We start from the raw sequence: 19,929 nt of genomic DNA on the forward strand, positions 1-19,929 counted from the left end.
AGAGACCACATGAAGATCTACCAGCCCATGCTCTACGTCGGTCTGGGCGGCACTGGCGCCCGGATCGGCGCGGACCTGGAGCGCGGACTGCGCCGGGAGCTGTGCGGTCCCGACGGCAACAAGCTGGTCACCGACGGCCGTCGGCTGCCCTTCCAACTGCCGGACTGCCTGCAGTTCGTCTACGCGGACTTCAGCGAGTCCGAACTCGACAAGCTGCAGCCCGCCGGCCTCAAAGCGGGCGAGGCCGCCGCCCACGCCCGCACCTCACGGGTCATCCACGACCTGCTCCCGACCGACTACGACAGCTCGCCCGAAGTGGCCAGGATGCTGCGCGTCGCGCTGCACGACGAGACGCACGACTGGCTGCCGCCGCAGGAGCGGCAGCCGAGGGTCGCCCCCCTGCACACCGGGGCAGGGCAACTGCCGACCGTGGGCAGGTCGGCGCTCTTCGCGACGCTCCGCAGCGGACTCGAGCCGGTGCTTCGTCAACTGCGTGAGGCGATCGGCGCGATCAGCGCCTGCCAGGGCGACCTGCGGGAGATGGGCGGCGGACAGATCCGCGGATGCGACGTGTTCGTGGCGTTCTCCGTGGCCGGCGGGACCGGGGCCGGCATCTTCTACGACTTCATCCACCTCATCGGGCACGAGTTCCGCAAGTCCAAGGTCAAGGGGGTGAAGATCTATCCGCTGGTCGTCATGCCTTCGGCCTTCCCGCCCGAGGCCGGCGGTGGACGCGAGGCCGAACTCAACTCGTCCCGCGCCCTGGTGGACCTCTCCCGACTGGTCGACGACCAGAACGTTCCCAGCGCCCGGTCCGACTTCGGTGACGTGGAGGAGCACGGCACGCTCGGCGTGCGCTACCCCGGAGAGGGCCTGGTCGCGCTGCGCCCCTCGACGGTGCAGACCGCCTTCCTGTTCAGTCGCACCGCGGGCATCGAGCCGGAGGACCTCCGCCGCTCCATCACCGCCATGGTGATGTCCCTCATCGGCACGGAACTCGGCGACGACAACGGCCCGGGCCGTACCGAAGGCGACTACCAGTCGTTCGCTGCGAGCTTCGTCAACAAGAGCGTGGAGCGGTCCAAGCCGTCGAAGTCGGGCATCGGCCACCGGTCCATGTCGACGAGCCTCGCCGCCTCACTGACCGTTCCGGTCGACGACCTCGCCGAGATAGTGGCGGGCCGGCTGCTGGCGCAGGCCGTGCGGGCCATGGACGAGGAGGCGCGCAAGGCCGCCGACGACGGCACCGAACGGGTCCGCGACATGTTCGACCGCTCCGCCATTGGCGCGCTGTGGGCCCGCGAGGCACCCGTCGTGACACCGCCCGACCCGCTGCCCAGGGGCACCAGGGCCATCATGCAGGCCCTGCGGAACCGGCTCGGAGACATGGACGACGCGCTGGGCCGGCTCCAGCGCGAACTCGACATCGAGGTCCCACGGCTGGTCGACGAGTTCCGGCCCGGCCCGGGCGCCCGTGAACTACTGGGCTTTGTCGACCCGTTCAAGCTGGAGAAGCTGCTCACCGGACTGCCCGGGCACCCCCAGCGCGTCGCTGAAGCCGGGTTCGTCGGCATGCTGGACAACCGCAGGAACGACCCGGAACGCGCCGAGGGTGTGGATGTCCACCCGCCACAGATCCCGCTGATCAAGCGGGCGGTCGGCGGGCTCGTCCCGGCCCGCTGGGGCGACCCCGACGTGCAGCATGCCCTCGAGGAGCAGAACGCCTGGTACGAGTGGCGGTCCCGGCAGAAGTGGCACCGCGGCTGGAAGGACCAGGAAACGCGCTGGCGCCCGCCGCTGCTGCGCACGACCAAGGAGATCGGCGAGCTGGTCAAGGCGCTGCGCGGGCACGAGGAGGAGGAGCGGAAGTTCTTCGCGGAGCGGCGCAAGGAGCTCTACCGCAAGGACCGCAAGGGTGTGCTGTACCTGCTGCCTCCGCAGAACACGCTCGCCGCCTTCTACGACGACGTGATCCGTAGGCTCTACCAGCACGAGGACCTCCCGGAGAATCCGGGCGCCGCGCGCCTGGTGGCCAAGCTGATCCGGCCGGACGACTGGATGCGCGCCCTGGAGTCGGTGCGCCGCTCGCCGCAGGCCGCGGTCAAGGAGATCAAGCAGGTCATCGAACGCCGCGTCAAGGGACTGTTCGTGGAGTCGAGCGTGCTCGGCGACCGCCCGCTGCTGCCCTCCCTCGGAGTGCTGCTGCAGGCCGCGGCCGGTGACGAGGACGCCGCCGCGAAGGTGGACGCCAGATGGCTCGAGCAGTTCCGCTCCCAGCTCGTCGGACTCCTCCCCGTCGGATTCGAGCCGGACGGCAGCGGTCCGCTGAAGGTGCTGATCGTGCACCCGCAGAGCGAGGCCGGGTCCGGCGCGGCGGCCTTCCTGCGGCGTGAACTGCGCCTGCCCTACGGGACGGTGCCCGAGTTCAGGGCCGTGGACACCGAGTCGATCACGGTCGTGCTGTTCCGGAGCGGCATGAGCCTCACCGACATCTCCGAGGTGCGGCACGTGCTGCGGCTGTGGGCGGAAGCGCGGAACGCGGCGGGTGTGGACGACTTCCTCCACTGGCGCCAGCGCCTCGGCTACCGGGACGACTGGCTGGCCAGCACCGAGGAGGACCGGCGGCGGATCCTGCACCGCATCCTGTGCGCGGTGTGGAACGGCCTGGTCGACATCAAGGGCTCGCCCGACTCGCCCGATCAGATCCGCATCCGCCTCCAGGAGGGCGGCGCGGCCACCATGACGCTGCGTCTGGAGGCATTCGACGACAACGTCTCCAGCTGGGCCGGGCTGCTGCGGGCCTACGAGGAGTGGGCCCTCCTCGACGAGGGCCGGATCGTCGAGGAGGTGTGCGAGCGTCTGATGAGCGCCCAGCCCAACGGACTCGCCACGACGCCCGACGCGCCGTCACCGCTCTTCCTGCGGCTGGTGCACGAGGTGGCACCCCGCCAGCTCGCGCTGATCAAGGAGCTGACCGGGGAGTTCGGCGCGGAGGACGAGGAGTGGCTGGTACCGCTGCGCGACTTCTGGGAGCAGACCTTCCCGGGCGCGCTGGACATGCGCTTCCCCGGCGCGACCCGCCCCACCCGCCCCTCCCTGCGCGCGCTGCACCAACGCCACGCCCAGGGCGGCGCCCGACGCCGTGACACCGGGCCGATCCCGCCGCCGCGCCCGGAACAGGCACCGGACGCCCGCGGCGAACGGCGGGACGGCCGGGGCCAGGACGAGGACCCCGCCTGGGAGCCCGGGCACGCCCGCGATCGGGATGGCTACGCCCGCGATCGTGAGGGGTACGGCCGCGAGCCGGCTTCGGGTCGTGACGACGGGTACGGCCGCGCGCCCGCTTCGAGTCGTGACGATGGGTGGGATCGCGAACCGGCTTCGGGTCGTGACCGTGAGGCCGGGTACGACCGCGAGCCGGCTTCGGGTCGTGACCGTGAGGCCGGGTGGGATCGCGAGCCGGCTTCGGGTCGTGACCGTGAGGCCGGGTGGGATCGCGAGCCGGCTTCGGGTCGTGACCGTGAGGCCGGGTGGGATCGCGAACCGGCTTCGGGTCGTGACCGTGAGGCCGGGTACGACCGCGAACCCGCCCCGGGCCGTGACGCCTACGACCACCGGCCCCCGCCCCGCCGTGACCCCGATGAGGCCTCGGCCCACTCCGGGCCGCCCGGCGGCGGCGCCGACCCGTGGGACCACGGCGACTGGGGACGGCAGGACCGGGACCAGGACCAGGACCAGGACAAGAACCAGGAGCACGACCAGCACCGGGACGGCGACCGATGGTGAACCGGACTCAGAGCCCCGCGGGCGGTGTCGTCGTCGTGGACATCCGCGACGGCGCCTCGGCGTCCGTGGAAGAGGCGCTCAAGCAGACGGAACACGACCCCACCCGGCGGTTCCTCATCATCGACGGCGCGGCGGACCTCGTCGGCCACCAACTGCTCCACGAACGGCTCTACTCCCACGGCCCCGCCCGCCTGTTGTGCCTCGCGGTGGGCGCGCCGGAACAGCGACAGCTCCGCAGGCCCCTGCCGCTCGGCCCGCCGGAGGCGGGCGTGCTGTGGCTCCCGGACACTCTCGCGGGTGCCGCTCCCGGGACCGAGAGGTTCGACGCGTCGCTGCGTCCGTTGGTCGAACTCCTGCTGGAATCAGCAGCCTTCGACTCGGTGCTGCGGGAACTGGCCGACGTGCCGCAGGGCGTCGCCGTGCTCGCCGTCCGTGTGCTCGAACACGACCTGACCGACGACGCGCGGTCCCGATCCTGGCGGCAGGCCCTGGAGCAGTTCGCCGGTCAGGACGTACCGGCTCACGTGCCCCCGCCCCGGGGGGCATCCTCCGGGACGGGGACCCAGGAGGGTCTCGCGCCGGGACTCTCCCTTCTGCTCGGCCAGTCGGTGCCGCGCAGCCTCGCCGACCGCCCGTGGCTGGTCCCCGGGGGACGGATGGACGACCGGCACACGGAGTGCCTGGACGCCCTGGACGAGACCAGGGAGGTCTACGAAGGAATCCGCGGCGCGGCGGGTCTGTTCGGCAGGGCAGGCCAGGAGGCCGACCTGCCCGCACGGTTCGAGCGTCTCGCCGACGCGCTGGCGGCCTTCCGCGCCGAGGTCGCGGGCGCACTCGGCGACGGCGGCGGCGACCGGATCCTCCCCGAGCAGCGCAGCCGCCTGTTGGAGCGCGGCATCGAGCTGACCGAGGTCCCGGAAGTCACCCGTGCGAGCGTCGGCCCGGCCCTGCGCGGGCACACGGAGCGTCTGCTCGGCGGCAGGCTTCCGCTGCGATCGGTCGCCGCACGGCTCATCGCGCTCGCCGACCGGTCGGCGCCGGCCGGGAGCACGGCCCGGCTACGGCGGCTCGACGAAGCCTGTCCGCCGGAGAGGGTCGCGGAACTCTCCCTGCCACCACGCTTCACGACGCCGGGACCGTGGGGCCGTGACGCCGGACTCGCCTTCCTGATCTGCTGCGTCGCCGGGCTGTGGCCGGTGACCGGCTGGGTCACCGGCCCGCTCACCGGGCTGGTGGCCGCGGCGCCGGCCGTACTGATGCTGCGGCGTCGGCCCGGCCGTTCACGTGACGGCCGCCTCGACGGCGGGGGCGACACCCGCGCCCTCACCCGTCTCCTCGCGGGCGTCGCCGGCGGCGTGATCGGTGCCGCCGCCGGCCTGGCGCTGTCGCCGCCGACGTGGGTGGGCCCGGTCGCCCTGGTCGCCGCCGTGACCGCCTTGATGCTGCTGGCGGTTCGCGACTGGACGGCGGCAGTCGACAACTGGTGGTCGCAGACCGACTGGACCTTCGCCTCCCGCGCCGTCTCGGAGATCGACGAACTGCTGGCCGACACCGTCGTGCACGACTGGCTGCTCGCCGACGCGCGCTACCACTGCTCCGACGCGTCCCGTGCCGTCGCGCTGCTGGTGCGCGGTCTTGCCGACACCGTGGAGGCCAGACTGCGCGCCGGCTCGGCCGCCGGCCGGCCGCTGCCGGTGGACGAACCGGTCGGTCCGCCGGCCGGTGCGGCGGGCGGCGCGGGGGGCGGCTTCGACTGGGACAGCTGGGGAAGCGGCGCCGACGACTGGTCCGACGACCCGTGGTCCGAATCGCTCGCGCCGGACGCCGTCCCAGCCCCGGGTCCGGGCTCCGGCACCGACCGTGCGGTGCCGCGGCCCGCGCCGTGGCCGGAACCGGCCTGGGCGCCGGAGGGCGCCGACGCAACACCGCCTGCCGACGAGCAGCAGCACGCCCTGCGCGACCTGTGGCCGTCCGGCTCGGGCGCCGACGCGCTGCCCTGGCTCGAGCGGGAGACCGGCGACGGCGGACCGGAACTGGTCGACACCCTGGTCGGCGACCTCACCCAGGGGACCGTGAGGATCCTCGCGACCCGCTGGGCCGCCGTGGAGCGTGAACCGGCGACCGCGGGCGGGGCGTCGCTGCGCCCCCGGATGGACGAACTCCTCGACGAGGAGCAGCGGCGGCTCGGCAGGGACGGAGCCGCCGCCGCGCCGCCGTACGCCCCCGACCCCGCGAACCGGCCGGGTATCGCCAGCCTGCTGGGCGTCTCCGCCGACCGGGTGGGCCGCCTCCTCGGCGAGGGCGGCGCCGAGCACCTGGTCCCGCTCTGCGGTGCCGAGCACCGTCGGCTGCTCTCCAAGGACCCGCACGCGGCACGTCTGTTCCGCTTCGCCCCGGAGGCCATGCGCAGGGGCGCCGAGCCGGACACCGGTCAGGACGCCTGGCCCACTGCCGAGGACGTGGTCTGGACAGCGGGCGGCCGGCATGCGGGGGTGCTGAAGCTGGTGCCGATGCGGCCGGAGACGGTCAGGTCGGTCAGGGGAGAGGAGGGCGGGGCGCCATGACCCTGCCGCACAACTCGGGCGACGCGGTGACATCGGTGGAGGCCATGGAGGAGCTGGAGTTCTACACACCCCGGCAGGACCTCGTCCGTTTCGCCGCCCGATTCGCCGACGACGTCCACCGGACCGAGTGGGCGCCGTTCTCCGCCCGCCAAGTGGTGCTCGGCAAGGGCTGGCGGGTGCTCCAGTACCGGCTGCCGCGTTCGGCGAGCGGAGTCGCCGGCGCATACAGCGCGCTCGAGAGGGAGCTGAGCGCGGCGATGGCGGTGGAGCGCGGCTTCGGTTCCGAGCCCTACTGCGAGCTGTTCACCCGCATGGTCGGCTTCCATCTCGACGCGCCGGAGCCGTTCGTCCTCTACAAGGCTCCGGGCGGCCGGCCCGTCGCCGCCTGGCAGGGCGCGCTGACCGTCGCGGACCAGTTCAAGGTGCTCAGCCAGCTCACGTTGGCGGTGCGTCTGCTGGAGGAGGCCGGGCTGGTGCACCGGGCCATCAGCCCGTACACGGTCCGCTGGGACGGGTCCCACGTACGGCTGTGCGAGCCGTACCGCACCCAGCGGGTCGGTGAGCCCCGCGAATCGTTCGGCGAGGCTCCCTGGGCATCGCCCGAGCAGCGCGACGGTCAGGGCACCGCCGACCCCCGGGACGACCTGTGGTCGGTGGCGCAGCTCATGTACTTCCTGCTCTCGGGACGGCACGGCCGCGCCGACGGGGCTCCCGACGACCTCGACGAATTCCGCAGACTTGCCGCGCTCGGGGAGGCCGGCGCGTTCGCTCCCCGGGCGGAAGCGCGGGCGCGGCCGGCCGAACTCCTGCGCCTGCTCAATGTGAGCGACCCGCTCGCCGCGGTCTCCTCCGCCGCGGATCCGCTCGCCGGCGCACGCACCGAGTTCGACGAAAGGCTCGCGGAGAAGCGCTCCCGACTCGGGCTCGACCGGGACGAGGAGACGTTCGAGGAGCCGGCGGAGATCCCGGCGCGCCGCTCGCTGCGGTGGCTCCTGGGCGGTGGCCGGCCCGCCGTCGTCCGGCCCGAGGTTCCGGCGGCGGCGCCCCTGCCGGGGACGCCCCCGTTGTGCCCGCACTGCCTGCTGCCCGTGCAGTACGACGAGACGCAGTTGTTCACCCTCGACAGCAGAAGGGAGCAGAAGAAGCTGGACCTGAGCACGGAACGCCGCCCGATGCACCGTCAGGACGCCCTGCGCCAGGCGTTCCAGATGTGCCCGCACGCGGACGAGAACCAGCCTCACCGGCTGCCCGTCCCCTACCTCACCAGCGGCGAGCCGCTCACCGTCGCCATGGTCGGCAGTTCCGCGGCGGGCAAGACCCATCTGCTGGCCGCGATGCTCGGCGAGATCGAGCAGGGCGGCCTCGAGCCGTACGGGCTCAAGTGCCTGCCCCTCAACCCGGAGGAGCACCGGGAGTACCTCGACGAGATGGTGCATCCGCTGCACCGGGGAGAGGTACTGCGGCGGACCGGTCAGGTGCGGTTCGCCGAGTTCGCCGACGGCCTGCTGGTCTCCGGTCCCGGGGGGACGCGTCCGGTGGTCTTCTTCGACCTGGCCGGTGAGGACCTCGCACAGAACAGTGACGTGACGCGGTTCCTCATGGGCGTGGGCGCGTTCATCTTCGTGCTCGACCCCCTGCGTGCCCTGCGCATCCCCCAGCTCGACCCGGTCCGCGAGCGCACCGGTCTGGCCCGGCGCGACCTGGGTGACGAGGCGTTCGCCACCGTGCTCGGCAGGATCCCGCGCAGCGGCCCGTACATCGAGGCTCCTGCGGCCGTGGCGCTGAACAAGAGCGACCTGATCCGCTTCGACCCCTCGGTCGACCGCTGGCTGGCCCGCGGCCTGCCGCCCCTGCTGGACGACAGGCAACTGCGCGAGGAGAGCCGCGACGTCCACGCCTTCGTCCGCCACCACGGCAGCAAGGCGTGGTTGAAACCGTTCGACGACTGTGCCCGCTGCACGCTGCACTTCGTGGCGGCGACCGGCGGCCAGGAGCAGGGGGAGACCTTCCCGCACGGCGTACGGCCGCGTCGGGTCCTGGCTCCGCTGCTTTCCGTGTTCGCGATGTGCGGGCTGCTGCCCGGGGCCGAGTTGAGGGAGACAGGGGTATGACGGCACGTCGGGCAGGGGCGGTGGACCAGATCGTCTTCCGCTGGGACGGCGCCAACCCGCTGGGGAACACCGGCTTCGGACCGGTCGCCTGGTCCGGCGAACGCAGCGAGGTGGCCCGGCTGTTCAGGCCGATCTCCCACCTGCTGCGGTCGGCGGGCCGGGACACGTCCCCGGCACTCGTGCGCCTGGTGAGCGACGACTCGCCGACGGCGATGCTGGTGCACCGCAGGCCCTGGCGCGGCCACGGCGGACGCCAGGACACCTTGTGCCACGCCCTGTACGGGCCGGAGGAGAGCCTCGACGCCGAGACCTGCCTCGGTCTGTACGACTGGAACTGGGAGGGCAGCGGGATACCGGTCGGTGAGGTGCGCGGCGCGCTCGATCCCGTTCCGCTCGCGGCCCTCGGGGAGTCCGCCCTCGCCGGCGGGCGACAGCTGGCCGGCCGCCTTGCGCATGCCGCGCCGGAGCTCACGGCGGTCGCGGCGGAGGTGCTGCGGAATCCCGGCGGGCTCTACACCGTGCTGGACCGCATGGGCGACGACGGGCCGTGCTGTCTGCTCTGGGGTCTGTACGGGATCTTCAGCAGAGCTCTGCCCCGGGCATGGACCTTCGCGACGCACGACACAGCCGACAGCCGGCAACTCGGGTTCATGTTCGTGAGCCGCTGGCCCAGTTCGCCCGACCAGGACGGGCCGCGGGTGCGCACCGACCCCTGGGAGCCGCCCGACGACCGGCCCCGGGAGGTGGCCGAGCAGTTGGTGCGCGGCTATTTGCGCGCGGTCGCACGCGGCGACGCGCACGAGTTCGAGCTCGCGGATGCCTTGCTCGCGGCGCTGTCCCACCCCGGTGCGGCGCGAGACGGCCGGATGCTGGTGGCCGCCGCCGAGGACGCGCTCGCCTCCCTGGAGCGCCGCGCGCCGCGTGAGCGGAGAGCGCACCCGGTTCAGCCCGAAGGGGAGCGGCACGAGCGCGGGCGGCCCATGGCGGAGCGGCATGAGCCCGGGCGGCCCGTGTCGGAGCGGGCGCCGGTGGACGAGTTGTTCGGCGGGCCGTCCGCCTCGTCCTCGCTCTCCTCGTACGGCAGCAGCCGGGGCTCCTCCTTCGACCCGCAGCCGCAGCCTTTCCCCGCAGCCCGCGCGGAGACGCCCGCGCCTCCCACCATGCCGCCACCGCCACCGCCACCGACGACTGGTGCTCCGCGCGCCGAGGCACTGCCGGTGGTGCGGCCCACCTGGCCGGAGCCGAGCGGCGTGCGGCGCCGGCTGCCGGTCCTCGGCCGCAAGCCCGCCGCTCTGGGCGCCGATGTGCTTGCGGCACGGTTGCAGGCCTGCCGCGACGAGCGGGAAGAGGCCGACGTGCTCGGGGACGCCGGCGACACGGACCTGCTCCGGGTGCTCGTGAGCGAGCCCTCGTACACCGCCCTGACACTGATCGTGCGCCGTATCGCCGACCGCTGGCCGGACTGGCCGCCCGCCGAGCGCAGGCAACTGTGCCGGGCCGTCCTGCGGCAGGACCTCCTTCTGGCGCGCCGGGCCCCGCAGGCTCCGGGCGACCCGGACGAGCCGGTGCGCGCCGCCAACGCGGCCGCGCTGTACCGCTGGGCGGTGCGGCCCTTCGCGGCGGAACCGGACGTCGGCGAGCAACTGGCCGAACTGCTGCCCCGCATGTACCGCGGGGACGACCGGGTCAAGCTGGCCACGGCCGAACAGATCTTGACGGGCCGTGACGATCCGGGGATCACGTTCCAGGTGTGGCAGGAACTGCTGCGCCGCTCCCCGGCATCTTCCGGCCGCCTTCAGGCGCCCCCCGAGCAGCCGCCGCCCACGCAGTCCGCGTCCCGCATGCCCGGACGGCAGGACCCCCGCCCCCTCGAGCCGCAACGCCAAGAGCCCGAGCGGCACCCGTCCGAGCGCCATGGTTCGCCACGCAACGCCCCCGAGCCGCGCCGCCATGGGCCCGAGCCCGGCAGGCAGGTGCACCGCGACCCGGAACCGCCGCCCGCCCCCACCTCGCAGCCGCAGACCCGTACCCGTTACGCGCCGGACGATCCGGAGCGGTCCCGGCGGGCCCCGCGGCAGCCCGCGGGCGCACCGGGCCACGCGTCGCAGGGGGCGGCCGGTCACGGCAGGAACTTCCTCTTCGCCCTGGCAGGCTTCGGCGTACTGGTGATCACCCTGCTCGTTTGGATTGTCGCGAGGTCCTGACGGCCGCTCATGGCCGAAGATCCGCGTACGGCGTGTGTCCGGCGGTCCGCCCGGCCAGGATGGGGGCATGGGATTCCATGTCGACTCCGAGACCGGGCGGCTGCGCCGGGTCATACTGCACCGGCCCGATCTCGAGCTGAAACGGCTCACTCCGAGCAACAAGGACGCACTGCTCTTCGACGACGTGCTCTGGGTGCGCCGCGCCCGGCAGGAGCACGACGGCTTCGCGGACGTGCTGCGCGACCGAGGAGTGGAGGTGCATCTCTTCGGTGATCTGCTGCGCGAGTCGATGGAGATCCCCGAGGCCAGAAAGCTGGTGCTGGACCGCGTCTTCGACGAGAAGGAGTACGGTCCGCTCGCCACCGGCCATCTCCGGGCGGCCTTCGACGAACTGCCCACCTCTGACCTGGTCGAGGCGCTGGTCGGCGGGATGACCAAGCGGGAGTTCCTCGCCGGCCATTCGGAGCCGACATCGGTGCGTTTCCATGTGATGGATCTGGACGATTTCCTGCTCCATCCGCTGCCCAACCACCTTTTCACCCGCGACACTTCGGCCTGGATCTACGACGGCGTCTCGATCAACGCCATGCGCTGGCCGGCCCGGCGACGCGAGACCGTGCACTTCGAGGCGATCTACAAGCACCACCCGCTGTTCGTCGGTCCCGAGGTGGACCCGTTCCATCACTGGTCGGAGGGGCAGGACGACTACCCGTCCACCATCGAGGGCGGTGACGTGCTGGTGATCGGCAACGGCGCCGTACTGATCGGGATGAGCGAGCGCACCACGCCGCAGGCGGTCGAGATGCTGGCCCGCGGGCTCTTCGCGGCCGGTTCCGCCCGCACGATCGTGGCCCTCGACATGCCCAAGCGGCGCGCGCTCATGCATCTGGACACCGTCATGGCGATGGTCGACGGCGACACCTTCACCCAGTACGCGGGGCTCGGCATGCTCCGCTCCTACACCATCGAGCCGGCCGAGGGCACCGGCAGCCTGAGGGTCAGCGACCACCCGCCGGAGCAGATGCACGACGCGATCGCGGCGGCGCTCGGGCTCAAGGACATCCGGGTGCTGACCGCGACGCAGGACGTGCACTCGGCGGAGCGCGAGCAGTGGGACGACGGCTGCAACGTCCTGGCCGTCGAACCGGGCGTCGTCGTCGCGTACGAACGCAATGTGACCACCAACACCCATCTGCGCAAGCAGGGCATCGAGGTCATCGAGATCCCTGGCAGCGAACTGGGCCGGGGCCGCGGCGGGCCCCGCTGTATGAGCTGCCCCGTGGAAAGAGAAGCTGTATAGCAATGCATTGGATCGTATAGAGTTCCATTGTCATCGCATCCGCCACGCAGGAGCAGCCATCATGGCGATACATCTCGAGGGCCGCCACTTCCTCAAGGAGCTCGACTTCACCGCCGAGGAGTTCCGCGGCCTCGTCGGCCTGGCCGCCGAGCTCAAGGCCGCCAAGCGCGCCGGCAGCGAGATCCAGCGGCTGCGCGGCAGGAACATCGCGCTGATCTTCGAGAAGTCGTCGACCCGCACCCGCTGCGCCTTCGAGGTGGCCGCCGCCGACCAGGGTGCCTCGACCACGTACATCGACCCCGCAGGCTCCCACATCGGCAGCAAGGAGTCCGCCAAGGACACCGCGCGGGTGCTCGGCCGGATGTTCGATGCCATCGAGTTCCGCGGCGACGCCCAGGGCACCGTCGAGGAGCTTGCCGCGCACGCCGGGGTGCCCGTCTACAACGGGCTCACCGACACATGGCACCCCACGCAGATGCTCGCCGATGTGCTCACCATGACCGAGCACAGCGACAAGCCCCTGGAGCGGATCTCGTTCGCCTACCTCGGCGACGCCCGCCTCAATATGGGCAACTCCTACCTGATCACCGGCGCCCTGCTCGGCATGGATGTCCGGATCGTCGCCCCCAGGGCTTACTGGCCGGCACAAGAGATCGTCGCTGAGGCGCGCAGGGCCGCGGCCGAAAGCGGAGCCACTGTCACCCTCACCGAGGACATCGCCGAGGGCGTGCGCGGAGCCGACTTCGTCGCCACCGACGTATGGGTGTCGATGGGGGAGCCCCAGGAGGTCTGGGACGAGCGGGTCAAGGCGCTCGCGCCGTATGCGGTGACCACGGACGTGCTGCGCGCCACGGGCAACACGGACGTCAAGTTCCTGCACTGCCTGCCCGCCTTCCACGACCTCGGCACCACGGTTGCCCGGGAGATCCACGCGCGACACGGGCTGACCGAGCTGGAGGTCACCGACGAGGTCTTCGAGTCGGAGTGCTCGGTGGTCTTCGACCAGGCGGAGAACCGGATGCACACCATCAAGGCGGTCATGGTCGCCACGCTCGCCGGCATCACTGCGGGCGAGAACGGGGCAACCGTATAGCAATACGCCTGATTGGGTGATCATGCGTAAAGCGGGCTAGAATGTCCGCCATCAGTGGGGTCCGGGCTCGCACGCCCGGGCCCCCTTGTGTTTCCGTACGACTGCAGAAGAGAACGGCCCCATGCGCATCAAGAGCCCAGCCCAGCTTGTCGCCGACTCCGGCGCGGACATCGAGGGCCACGGCCTCAAACGCACCATGGGTCTCTTCCAGCTCGTGTGCTTCGGTGTCGGTGCCATCGTCGGCACCGGCATCTTCGTCGGCCTCTCCGACTCCGTCGCCGAGGCCGGCCCCGCGGTCGTCGTGTCCTTCGTCCTCGCGGCGATCACCTGCATCTTCACCGCGTTCTCCTTCGCCGAGCTGGGCAGCGCCATCCCGGTCTCCGGCAGCTCCTACTCGTTCGCCTACGCCACTCTCGGCGAACGCGTCGCCTTCCTCGTCGGTTGGTGCCTGCTCCTCGAGTACGGCGTCTCCGCCTCCGCGGTCGCCGTCGGGTGGGGCCAGTACCTCGACGAGCTGCTGAACAGCCTCACCGGCCTCTCGCTGCCCACCGCGCTGTCCAGTCCGCCCGGCGAGGGCGGCATCGCCAACGTCCCGGCCGTCGTGGTGATGATCCTCGCCGCGCTGCTCCTGGTCCGCGGCATGCGTGAGAGCGCCCGCGCCACCGCCGTCATGGCCGTGGTCAAGATCGCGATCCTGGTGCTCTTCTGCGCCATCGCCTTCACCGCCTACACGTCGGACAACCTCTCGCCGTTCTCGCCGCACCACCTGACGGGCATCACCTCCGGCGCGTCGCTCGCCTTCTTCTCGTACATCGGCTTCGACGCGATCACCACGGCGGGTGAGGAGGTCAAGAATCCCCGGCGCAACATCCCGCTCGCGATCATGATCTGCATCGGCGTCGTCACGCTGCTCTACTGCCTCGTGGCGCTCGCCGCCATCGGCGCGATGTCGGCGGACGACGTAGCCGACAAGCCCGCCGCGCTGTCGCTGATCGTGGGGGACGTCACCGGATCCGGCGTGGGCGGCGGAGTGATCGCCTTCGGCGCGGTCGTCGCCATCGCCTCCGTCGTCCTGGCCGTGATGTACGGGCAGACCCGGATCCTGCTGTCCATGTCCCGCGACGGCCTGATCCCGCGGGTCTTCGAACGGGTCTCCCCGAAGACGGCCACCCCGGTCGCCAACACCTGGATCGTCGCCGCGACATTCGCCGTCCCGGCCGCCGTCGTACCGCTCGACGTGGTGATGAACCTGACGACCATCGGCACCCTCGCCGTCATGGCCGCCGTCAACGTGGCCGTGATCGCGCTGCGCCGCCGGTACCCGGGGACGGAGACGAAGTTCCGGGTGCCGCTGTACCCGCTCACGCCCGCTCTCGGCGTCGCCTGCTGCCTCTATCTGATGTGGGGGACCGGCTGGCCGACCTGGGTGCAGTTCGCGGTGTTCCTGCTGGTCGGAGCCCTCGTCTACGCGCTCTACGGGCGCCGGCATTCCCGGCTGGCCACGGGGGACCGGACGCCGCCGACCGAGGAGAAGGAGCTCGTCGACGCGTGACGCAGGGCTCGCCTCGCCCGTCACGGCGGCCGTCGCGGCATCGTCGAGCCTGGTAGGCCTGGCGATGCCTCGTCCGAGCCTCGTCAGGCTTCCGCGGGGAGCGTGAACCAGACCGCCTTGCCGCGAGGCGTCGGCCGGTGACCGCAGGCGGAACTCAGCGCCCTGATCAGCAGCAGGCCACGGCCGTGCTCCTGCCACGGATCCGGCTCCGGCATCGGGGCCGCCGGTGAGAGGTCGCCGGGTGGCACCGGATCGGCGTCGTGCACCTCGACCTGGCAGCCCGTCGGGAGCAGCTCCACCACAAGCTCTATGGGCGTCGTGCCGTCGGTGTGCTCGACGGCGTTGGCGACCAGCTCGGCCGTGAGCAACTCCGCCGTGTCACAGTCCGGCGGCGCCGGGTGATCGCCGTCGGCCAGCGCCGCGCGCACCAACGCGCGGGCGATGGGCACGGCCGCAGTGGTATGCGGCAGTGCGATGCGCCAGGAGGCGGGGCCGGTGGCTGGGGGCAAGGCTGAATGTCCGTTCGACGGCGGTGGGCAGTTCCCCACCCTACGAACCCCAGGACGCCGGACCAGAGGCGAGTGCCCGCCCCGCACGGGACCTGTGCCACAACCGGGACGGGACCTTTGCCGAGATGGAACATGCGTATCGCGTACTCGTGACGGGAGTCACGAATGGGTGATAGCGTCGTCTGCAGAACGAGTGCCGTAGAAGTGCCGTACGAGCGCAGAGGCGGAGCAGCAGGCCGCCCGCGCCGAAGGAGGCCCCACTCCATGAGCCCCTTTACCGGTTCCGCGCCCCGCACGGAGGAATGGCGCCATCTGCGGCTGACGAGGGAAGACGGTGTGGCCACCGTCACCCTCGCCCGGCCGGACAAGCTGAACGCGCTCACCTTCGGCGCCTACGCGGACCTGCGCGACCTGCTCGCGGAGCTGTCGCGGGAGCGCTCGGTGCGTGCGCTCGTCCTCGGCGGTGAAGGGCGCGGATTCTGCTCCGGCGGGGACGTCGACGAGATCATCGGCGCCACCCTGTCCATGGACACCGCCCAGCTGCTCGACTTCAACCGGATGACCGGCCAGGTCGTACGGGCGATCCGCGAGTGTCCGTTCCCCGTGATCGCCGCGGTGCACGGCGTCGCGGCGGGGGCGGGCGCGGTGCTCGCGCTGGCCGCCGACTTCCGGATCGCCGACCCGTCCGCCCGCTTCGCCTTCCTGTTCACCAAGGTGGGGCTCTCAGGTGGCGACATGGGCGCGGCCTATCTGCTGCCCCGGGTCGTCGGGCTCGGTCATGCGACCCGTCTCCTCATGCTGGGCGAGGCGGTCCGGGCCCCGGAGGCCGAGCGGATCGGTCTGATCAGCGAGCTGGTGGAAGAAGGCGGGGTGGGCGCCCGGGCCGCCGAGCTCGCCCGGCATCTGGCGGACGGCCCGGCGCTGGCGTACGCGCAGACCAAGGCGCTGCTGACCGCAGAGCTCGACATGCCGCTCGCCGCGGCGGTCGAGATGGACGCGGCGACGCAGGCACTGCTGATGAACGGCGCGGACTACAGGGAGTTCCACGCGGCCTTCACCGAGAAGCGCACACCCAAGTGGCAGGGCCGCTGACATGCCCGCGACCGGCCCTGCGGCCCGACCCGCCCCGGCTCCGGCTGCCGGCCGCGAGGTGGGCCTGAGCGGGCCCGCGTCGGTGGGGGACCCTGCGGCAGCGGCCCCTGTGCCCGTAGCGGCACCGGCCCCGGCTCCGGCCGCCGGCCGCGAAGCGGGGGTGAGTGAACCCGCCCCGGTGGCGGAACCCGCTCCCGCCGGGTCCGCCCGCCCCCTCCGTATCGCCGTCATCGGCGGCGGGCCGGGTGGGCTCTATGCCGCCGCTCTGCTCAAGCGGCTGGACACCGCTCGCGAGATCACCGTCTGGGAACGGAACGCTCCCGACGACACCTTCGGCTTCGGCGTCGTCCTGTCCGACGAGACCCTCGGCGGGATCGAGCACGCCGATCCCGTCGTCTACCAGGCCCTGAAGGACGAGTTGGTGCGCTGGGACGACATCGACGTCACCCACCGCGGGCAGACCCGCACCTCCGGCGGCCACGGCTTCGCGGCGCTCGGGCGGCGCAGGCTGCTGGAGATCCTGCATGAGCGCTGCCGCGGCCTTGGCGTGGACCTCCGCTTCCGCACCGCCGCCCCGCCCGCAGCGGAACTCGCGGCCGGCCATGACCTCGTCATCGCCGCGGACGGCGTCCACAGCGCCACCCGCGACGCCCACGCCGACGTCTTCGCTCCCCGGATCACCACCCACCGTTGCCGGTACATCTGGCTCGCAGCCGACTTCGCCTTCGACTCCTTCCGGTTCGAGATCGCCGAGACCGAACACGGCGTGATGCAACTGCACGGCTACCCCTACGCGTCCGACGCCTCCACCGTCATCGTCGAGATGCGCGAGGAGGTCTGGCTCGCGGCCGGTCTGGACGCCTGCGACGAGCAGCAGTCGACCGAGCGCTGCGCGAAAATCTTCGCCGACGCCCTCGGTGGCCGCCCCCTGCGCGGCAACTCCTCCACGTGGATCGCGTTCCGCACCGTCGTCAACGACCACTGGTCGCACGGCAACACCGTGCTGCTGGGCGATGCCGCCCACACCGCGCACTTCTCCATCGGCTCGGGCACCAAGCTCGCCGTCGAGGACGCCCTCGCGCTCGCCGCCTGCGTCGAGGAGCAGCCCGACCTGCCCGCCGCCCTCGCCGCCTACGAGGCCGAGCGGCGCCCGGTCGTGGAGTCCACCCAGCGCGCGGCCGCTGCCAGCCTGCGCTGGTTCGAGGAGGTCGCCACCTACACGGACCAGCCGCCGCGCCAGTTCGCCTTCAACCTGCTCACCCGCAGCCGGCGCGTCACCCACGACAACCTGCGGCTGCGCGACCCCGCCTTCACCGGCGCCGTCGAGCAGGACTTCGGCTGTCCGCCGGGCACACCGCCGATGTTCACCCCCTTCCGGCTGCGCGGGCTGACCCTGCGCAACCGTGTCGTCGTCTCGCCCATGGACATGTACGTCGCCGAGGACGGCGTGCCCGGAGACTTCCACCTCGTCCACCTCGGCGCCCGCGCCCTCGGCGGAGCGGGCCTGGTCATGACCGAAATGGTGTGCGTGAGCCCCGAGGGCCGCATCACCCCCGGCTGCACCGGCCTCTACACGCCCGAGCAGGCCGCGGCCTGGCGCCGCGTCACCGACTTCGTCCACCACAACGCGCCCGGCACCGCCATCGGCGTCCAGCTCGGCCACTCAGGCCGCAAGGGCTCCACGAAACTCATGTGGGAAGGCATCGACCAGCCGCTCGACACCGGCAACTGGCTCGTGTCCGCAGCCTCCCCGCTCCCGTACCGCCCGGGGATCAACCAGATCCCCCACGCCCTCGACCGCGCCGGACTCACCGAAATCCGGGAGGAGTTCGCCGCGGCCACCCGGCGCGCCGCCCACAGTGGCTTCGACCTTCTCGAACTCCACTGCGCCCACGGCTACCTGCTGTCCGGCTTCCTCTCCCCGCTGACCAACCAACGGACCGACGTGTACGGAGGTTCCCGCCAGAACCGGCTCCGATTCCCGCTCGAGGTGTTCGACGCGATGCGGGACATCTGGCCGGACGACCGGCCCATGACGGTCCGTATCTCGGCCACCGACTGGGCCGACGGCGGTACCACCGCTGAGGACGCCGTCGCGCTCGCCCGCGCCTTCGCCGCCCACGGAGCCGACGCCGTCGACGTCTCCACCGGCCAGGTGGTCGCCGAGGAACGCCCCGAGTACGGCCGCTCGTACCAGACCCCTTATGCCGACCGCATCCGCAACGAGGCGCACATCCCGGTGATCGCCGTCGGCGCCATCTCCTCCTGGGACGACGTCAATTCGATTCTGCTGGCCGGTCGCGCCGACCTGTGCGCGCTCGCCAGGCCCCACCTCTACGACCCGCACTGGACGCTCCACGCGGCGGCCGACCAGGATTACACGGGCGAAGCCGCGCCCTGGCCCCTCCCGTACCGCGCGGGCAGCCGCAAGCCGCCCACGGGCCGCACCGACGCCCCGAAGCCGCGCCTCACCCTGCGCTGAGGCACTCGTGGCAGCGGCACGGGTCGGGGTGCGGCCCCCCGTGGTACGAAGCGCGCTGCTCGGCGGCGATCCGCTCCAGCATCGCCGCGTGCTCCACGGCCTCCGCCTCGTCCGACACCGGTCGGTAGCCGATCAGTTCGTACCGCCGCAGCACCGCCGGTGTGTACACCAGCTTGGCGCGGAAGGTGTGCAGATGCCGGGTGGCCGTGTCGATGGTGATCCACCGCCCGGTGTGCCGCCCGCGCCCGATCGTGGTCAGCTGCTCGTGCCCCATGCCCGGGTACGTGGCCGCGACGAACACCTTCGCCCCGCCCTTGTAGGCCTTCGTTCCGGGCCGCAGCTCCTGCCCCAGGTCCCCGTACCGCCGCCACAGGACCACGTTCGCGGCCACGGCCCAGCGGGGCTCCGGTTCCTCGCTCACTGCTGCGGCTCTCCGGTGACGAACTTCGCCCCCGCGTCCCGCAGTCGCGCGTGCAGCCGGCCGAAGACCTCGGCGGAACGGCCGCCCGGCCAGCCCTGGGGCAGCAGCTCGGCGGGCAGCCCGGGATCGGCGTACGGCAGGCGACGCCACGAGTCCAGGGCCGGCAGGTAGTCCCGGTAGGCGTCCTCGGCGGGTGTCCCGTCGCGTGCCTCCCACGACCGCAGTACGGGCTCGTGCAGATCCAGGAACTCCTCGTGCTGCTTGGCGATCGCCGCCAAGTCCCACCACCGCGCGACCGAGTCCGCCGTCGCCGCGAAGCCGAGGTGCTCGCCGCGGAAGAGGTCCACGTACGTGTCGAGTTGCAGGCGCCGCAGCGTGTGCTCGGTCTCCTCGCGAAGCCTGGCGGGTGCGATCCACACCCCGGGTGCCGCCGCCCCGAACCCGAGCCTGACCAGGCGGGAGCGCAGCAGATGGCGCTTGTGGCGCTCGGACTCCGGTACGGAGAAGACCGCGATGACCCAGCCGTCGGCCAGGTCGGCGGACGAGGGGGCGTAGATGCGGCGGTCGCCGTCGTCGAGGAGCTGACGGGCGTCCGCGGACAGCGCGTAGCCCGCAGTGCCCTCCGGTGTGCGCTCGGGGACCAGCAGGCCGCGCCGTTTGAGCCGGGAGACGGAGGAACGCACCGACGGCGCGTCCACACCGAGTGCGCCCAGCAACCGGATCAGCTCGGCCACGGCCAGAGGACCCGGCCGTTCGCGTCCGTACGCGCCGTACAGGGTGACGATCAGGGATCTGGGGGTGTGCTGCTCGGCCAC

12 protein-coding genes are annotated in these 19,929 nt (G+C 72.2%); 9 read left to right on the forward strand and 3 right to left on the reverse strand.

The genetic code is table 11. The features are described 5' to 3' along the window. Positions 1-9: 9 nt before the first annotated feature. The 7 genes from ACIQ7Q_RS26010 to ACIQ7Q_RS26040 all read left to right on the forward strand — a co-directional run bounded on the left by ACIQ7Q_RS26010 (position 10) and on the right by ACIQ7Q_RS26040 (position 14,610). Positions 10-3,786, forward strand: a complete 3,777-nt coding sequence (locus ACIQ7Q_RS26010) for a tubulin-like doman-containing protein (RefSeq protein ID WP_403866754.1) — start codon at positions 10-12, stop codon at positions 3,784-3,786. After that, entirely contained in the window at positions 3,780-6,350 is a 2,571-nt protein-coding gene (locus ACIQ7Q_RS26015; RefSeq protein ID WP_403866757.1) for a hypothetical protein, read from the forward strand. The genes ACIQ7Q_RS26010 and ACIQ7Q_RS26015 overlap by 7 nt, the downstream gene beginning before the upstream one ends. After that, positions 6,347-8,461: a hypothetical protein gene (locus tag ACIQ7Q_RS26020; RefSeq protein ID WP_403866760.1), complete on the forward strand. Its 2,115-nt coding sequence runs from the start codon at positions 6,347-6,349 to the stop codon at positions 8,459-8,461. The genes ACIQ7Q_RS26015 and ACIQ7Q_RS26020 overlap by 4 nt, the downstream gene beginning before the upstream one ends. Further along, on the forward strand, positions 8,458-10,665 hold the full coding sequence (locus tag ACIQ7Q_RS26025) for a hypothetical protein (RefSeq protein ID WP_403866763.1): 2,208 nt from the start codon (positions 8,458-8,460) through the stop codon (positions 10,663-10,665). The genes ACIQ7Q_RS26020 and ACIQ7Q_RS26025 overlap by 4 nt, the downstream gene beginning before the upstream one ends. A gap of 67 nt (positions 10,666-10,732) precedes the next feature. Further along, positions 10,733-11,965, forward strand: a complete 1,233-nt coding sequence (locus ACIQ7Q_RS26030) for an arginine deiminase (protein ID WP_403866766.1) — start codon at positions 10,733-10,735, stop codon at positions 11,963-11,965. 61 nt (positions 11,966-12,026) lie between these two features. Further along, positions 12,027-13,058 carry an ornithine carbamoyltransferase gene (gene argF / locus ACIQ7Q_RS26035; protein ID WP_403866769.1) on the forward strand — a complete coding sequence of 344 codons (1,032 nt, stop codon included), beginning with the start codon at positions 12,027-12,029 and terminating at the stop codon, positions 13,056-13,058. A 121-nt stretch (positions 13,059-13,179) separates the two neighbouring features. Further along, positions 13,180-14,610 (forward strand): amino acid permease, encoded by a 1,431-nt coding sequence (locus tag ACIQ7Q_RS26040; protein ID WP_403866772.1) that lies wholly within the window; start codon positions 13,180-13,182, stop codon positions 14,608-14,610. Between the two features lie 83 nt (positions 14,611-14,693). On the opposite strand, the gene ACIQ7Q_RS26045 is transcribed toward ACIQ7Q_RS26040, so the two are convergent. Continuing rightward, positions 14,694-15,119 carry an ATP-binding protein gene (locus ACIQ7Q_RS26045; protein ID WP_403866775.1) on the reverse strand — a complete coding sequence of 142 codons (426 nt, stop codon included), beginning with the start codon at positions 15,117-15,119 and terminating at the stop codon, positions 14,694-14,696. 264 nt (positions 15,120-15,383) lie between these two features. Here ACIQ7Q_RS26045 and ACIQ7Q_RS26050 point away from each other — a divergent pair, with 264 nt between their 5' ends. Further along, positions 15,384-16,211 (forward strand): enoyl-CoA hydratase family protein, encoded by an 828-nt coding sequence (locus ACIQ7Q_RS26050; RefSeq protein ID WP_403866778.1) that lies wholly within the window; start codon positions 15,384-15,386, stop codon positions 16,209-16,211. Between the two features lies 1 nt (position 16,212). After that, positions 16,213-18,693, forward strand: coding sequence for a bifunctional salicylyl-CoA 5-hydroxylase/oxidoreductase (locus ACIQ7Q_RS26055; protein ID WP_403866781.1), 2,481 nt, complete (start codon positions 16,213-16,215; stop codon positions 18,691-18,693). On the opposite strand, the gene ACIQ7Q_RS26060 is transcribed toward ACIQ7Q_RS26055, so the two are convergent. Both ACIQ7Q_RS26060 and ACIQ7Q_RS26065 read right to left on the reverse strand, forming a co-directional pair. Continuing rightward, positions 18,680-19,114 carry a hypothetical protein gene (locus ACIQ7Q_RS26060; RefSeq protein ID WP_403866784.1) on the reverse strand — a complete coding sequence of 145 codons (435 nt, stop codon included), beginning with the start codon at positions 19,112-19,114 and terminating at the stop codon, positions 18,680-18,682. The two genes, ACIQ7Q_RS26055 and ACIQ7Q_RS26060, sit on opposite strands and share 14 nt — an antisense overlap. Beyond that, entirely contained in the window at positions 19,111-19,929 is an 819-nt protein-coding gene (locus ACIQ7Q_RS26065; protein WP_403866787.1) for a PaaX family transcriptional regulator C-terminal domain-containing protein, read from the reverse strand. The genes ACIQ7Q_RS26060 and ACIQ7Q_RS26065 overlap by 4 nt, the downstream gene beginning before the upstream one ends.

It is taken from the genome of Streptomyces sp. NPDC096176, from assembly GCF_044763255.1.
In the GTDB taxonomy this organism is placed as follows: Bacteria; Actinomycetota; Actinomycetes; order Streptomycetales; family Streptomycetaceae; genus Streptomyces.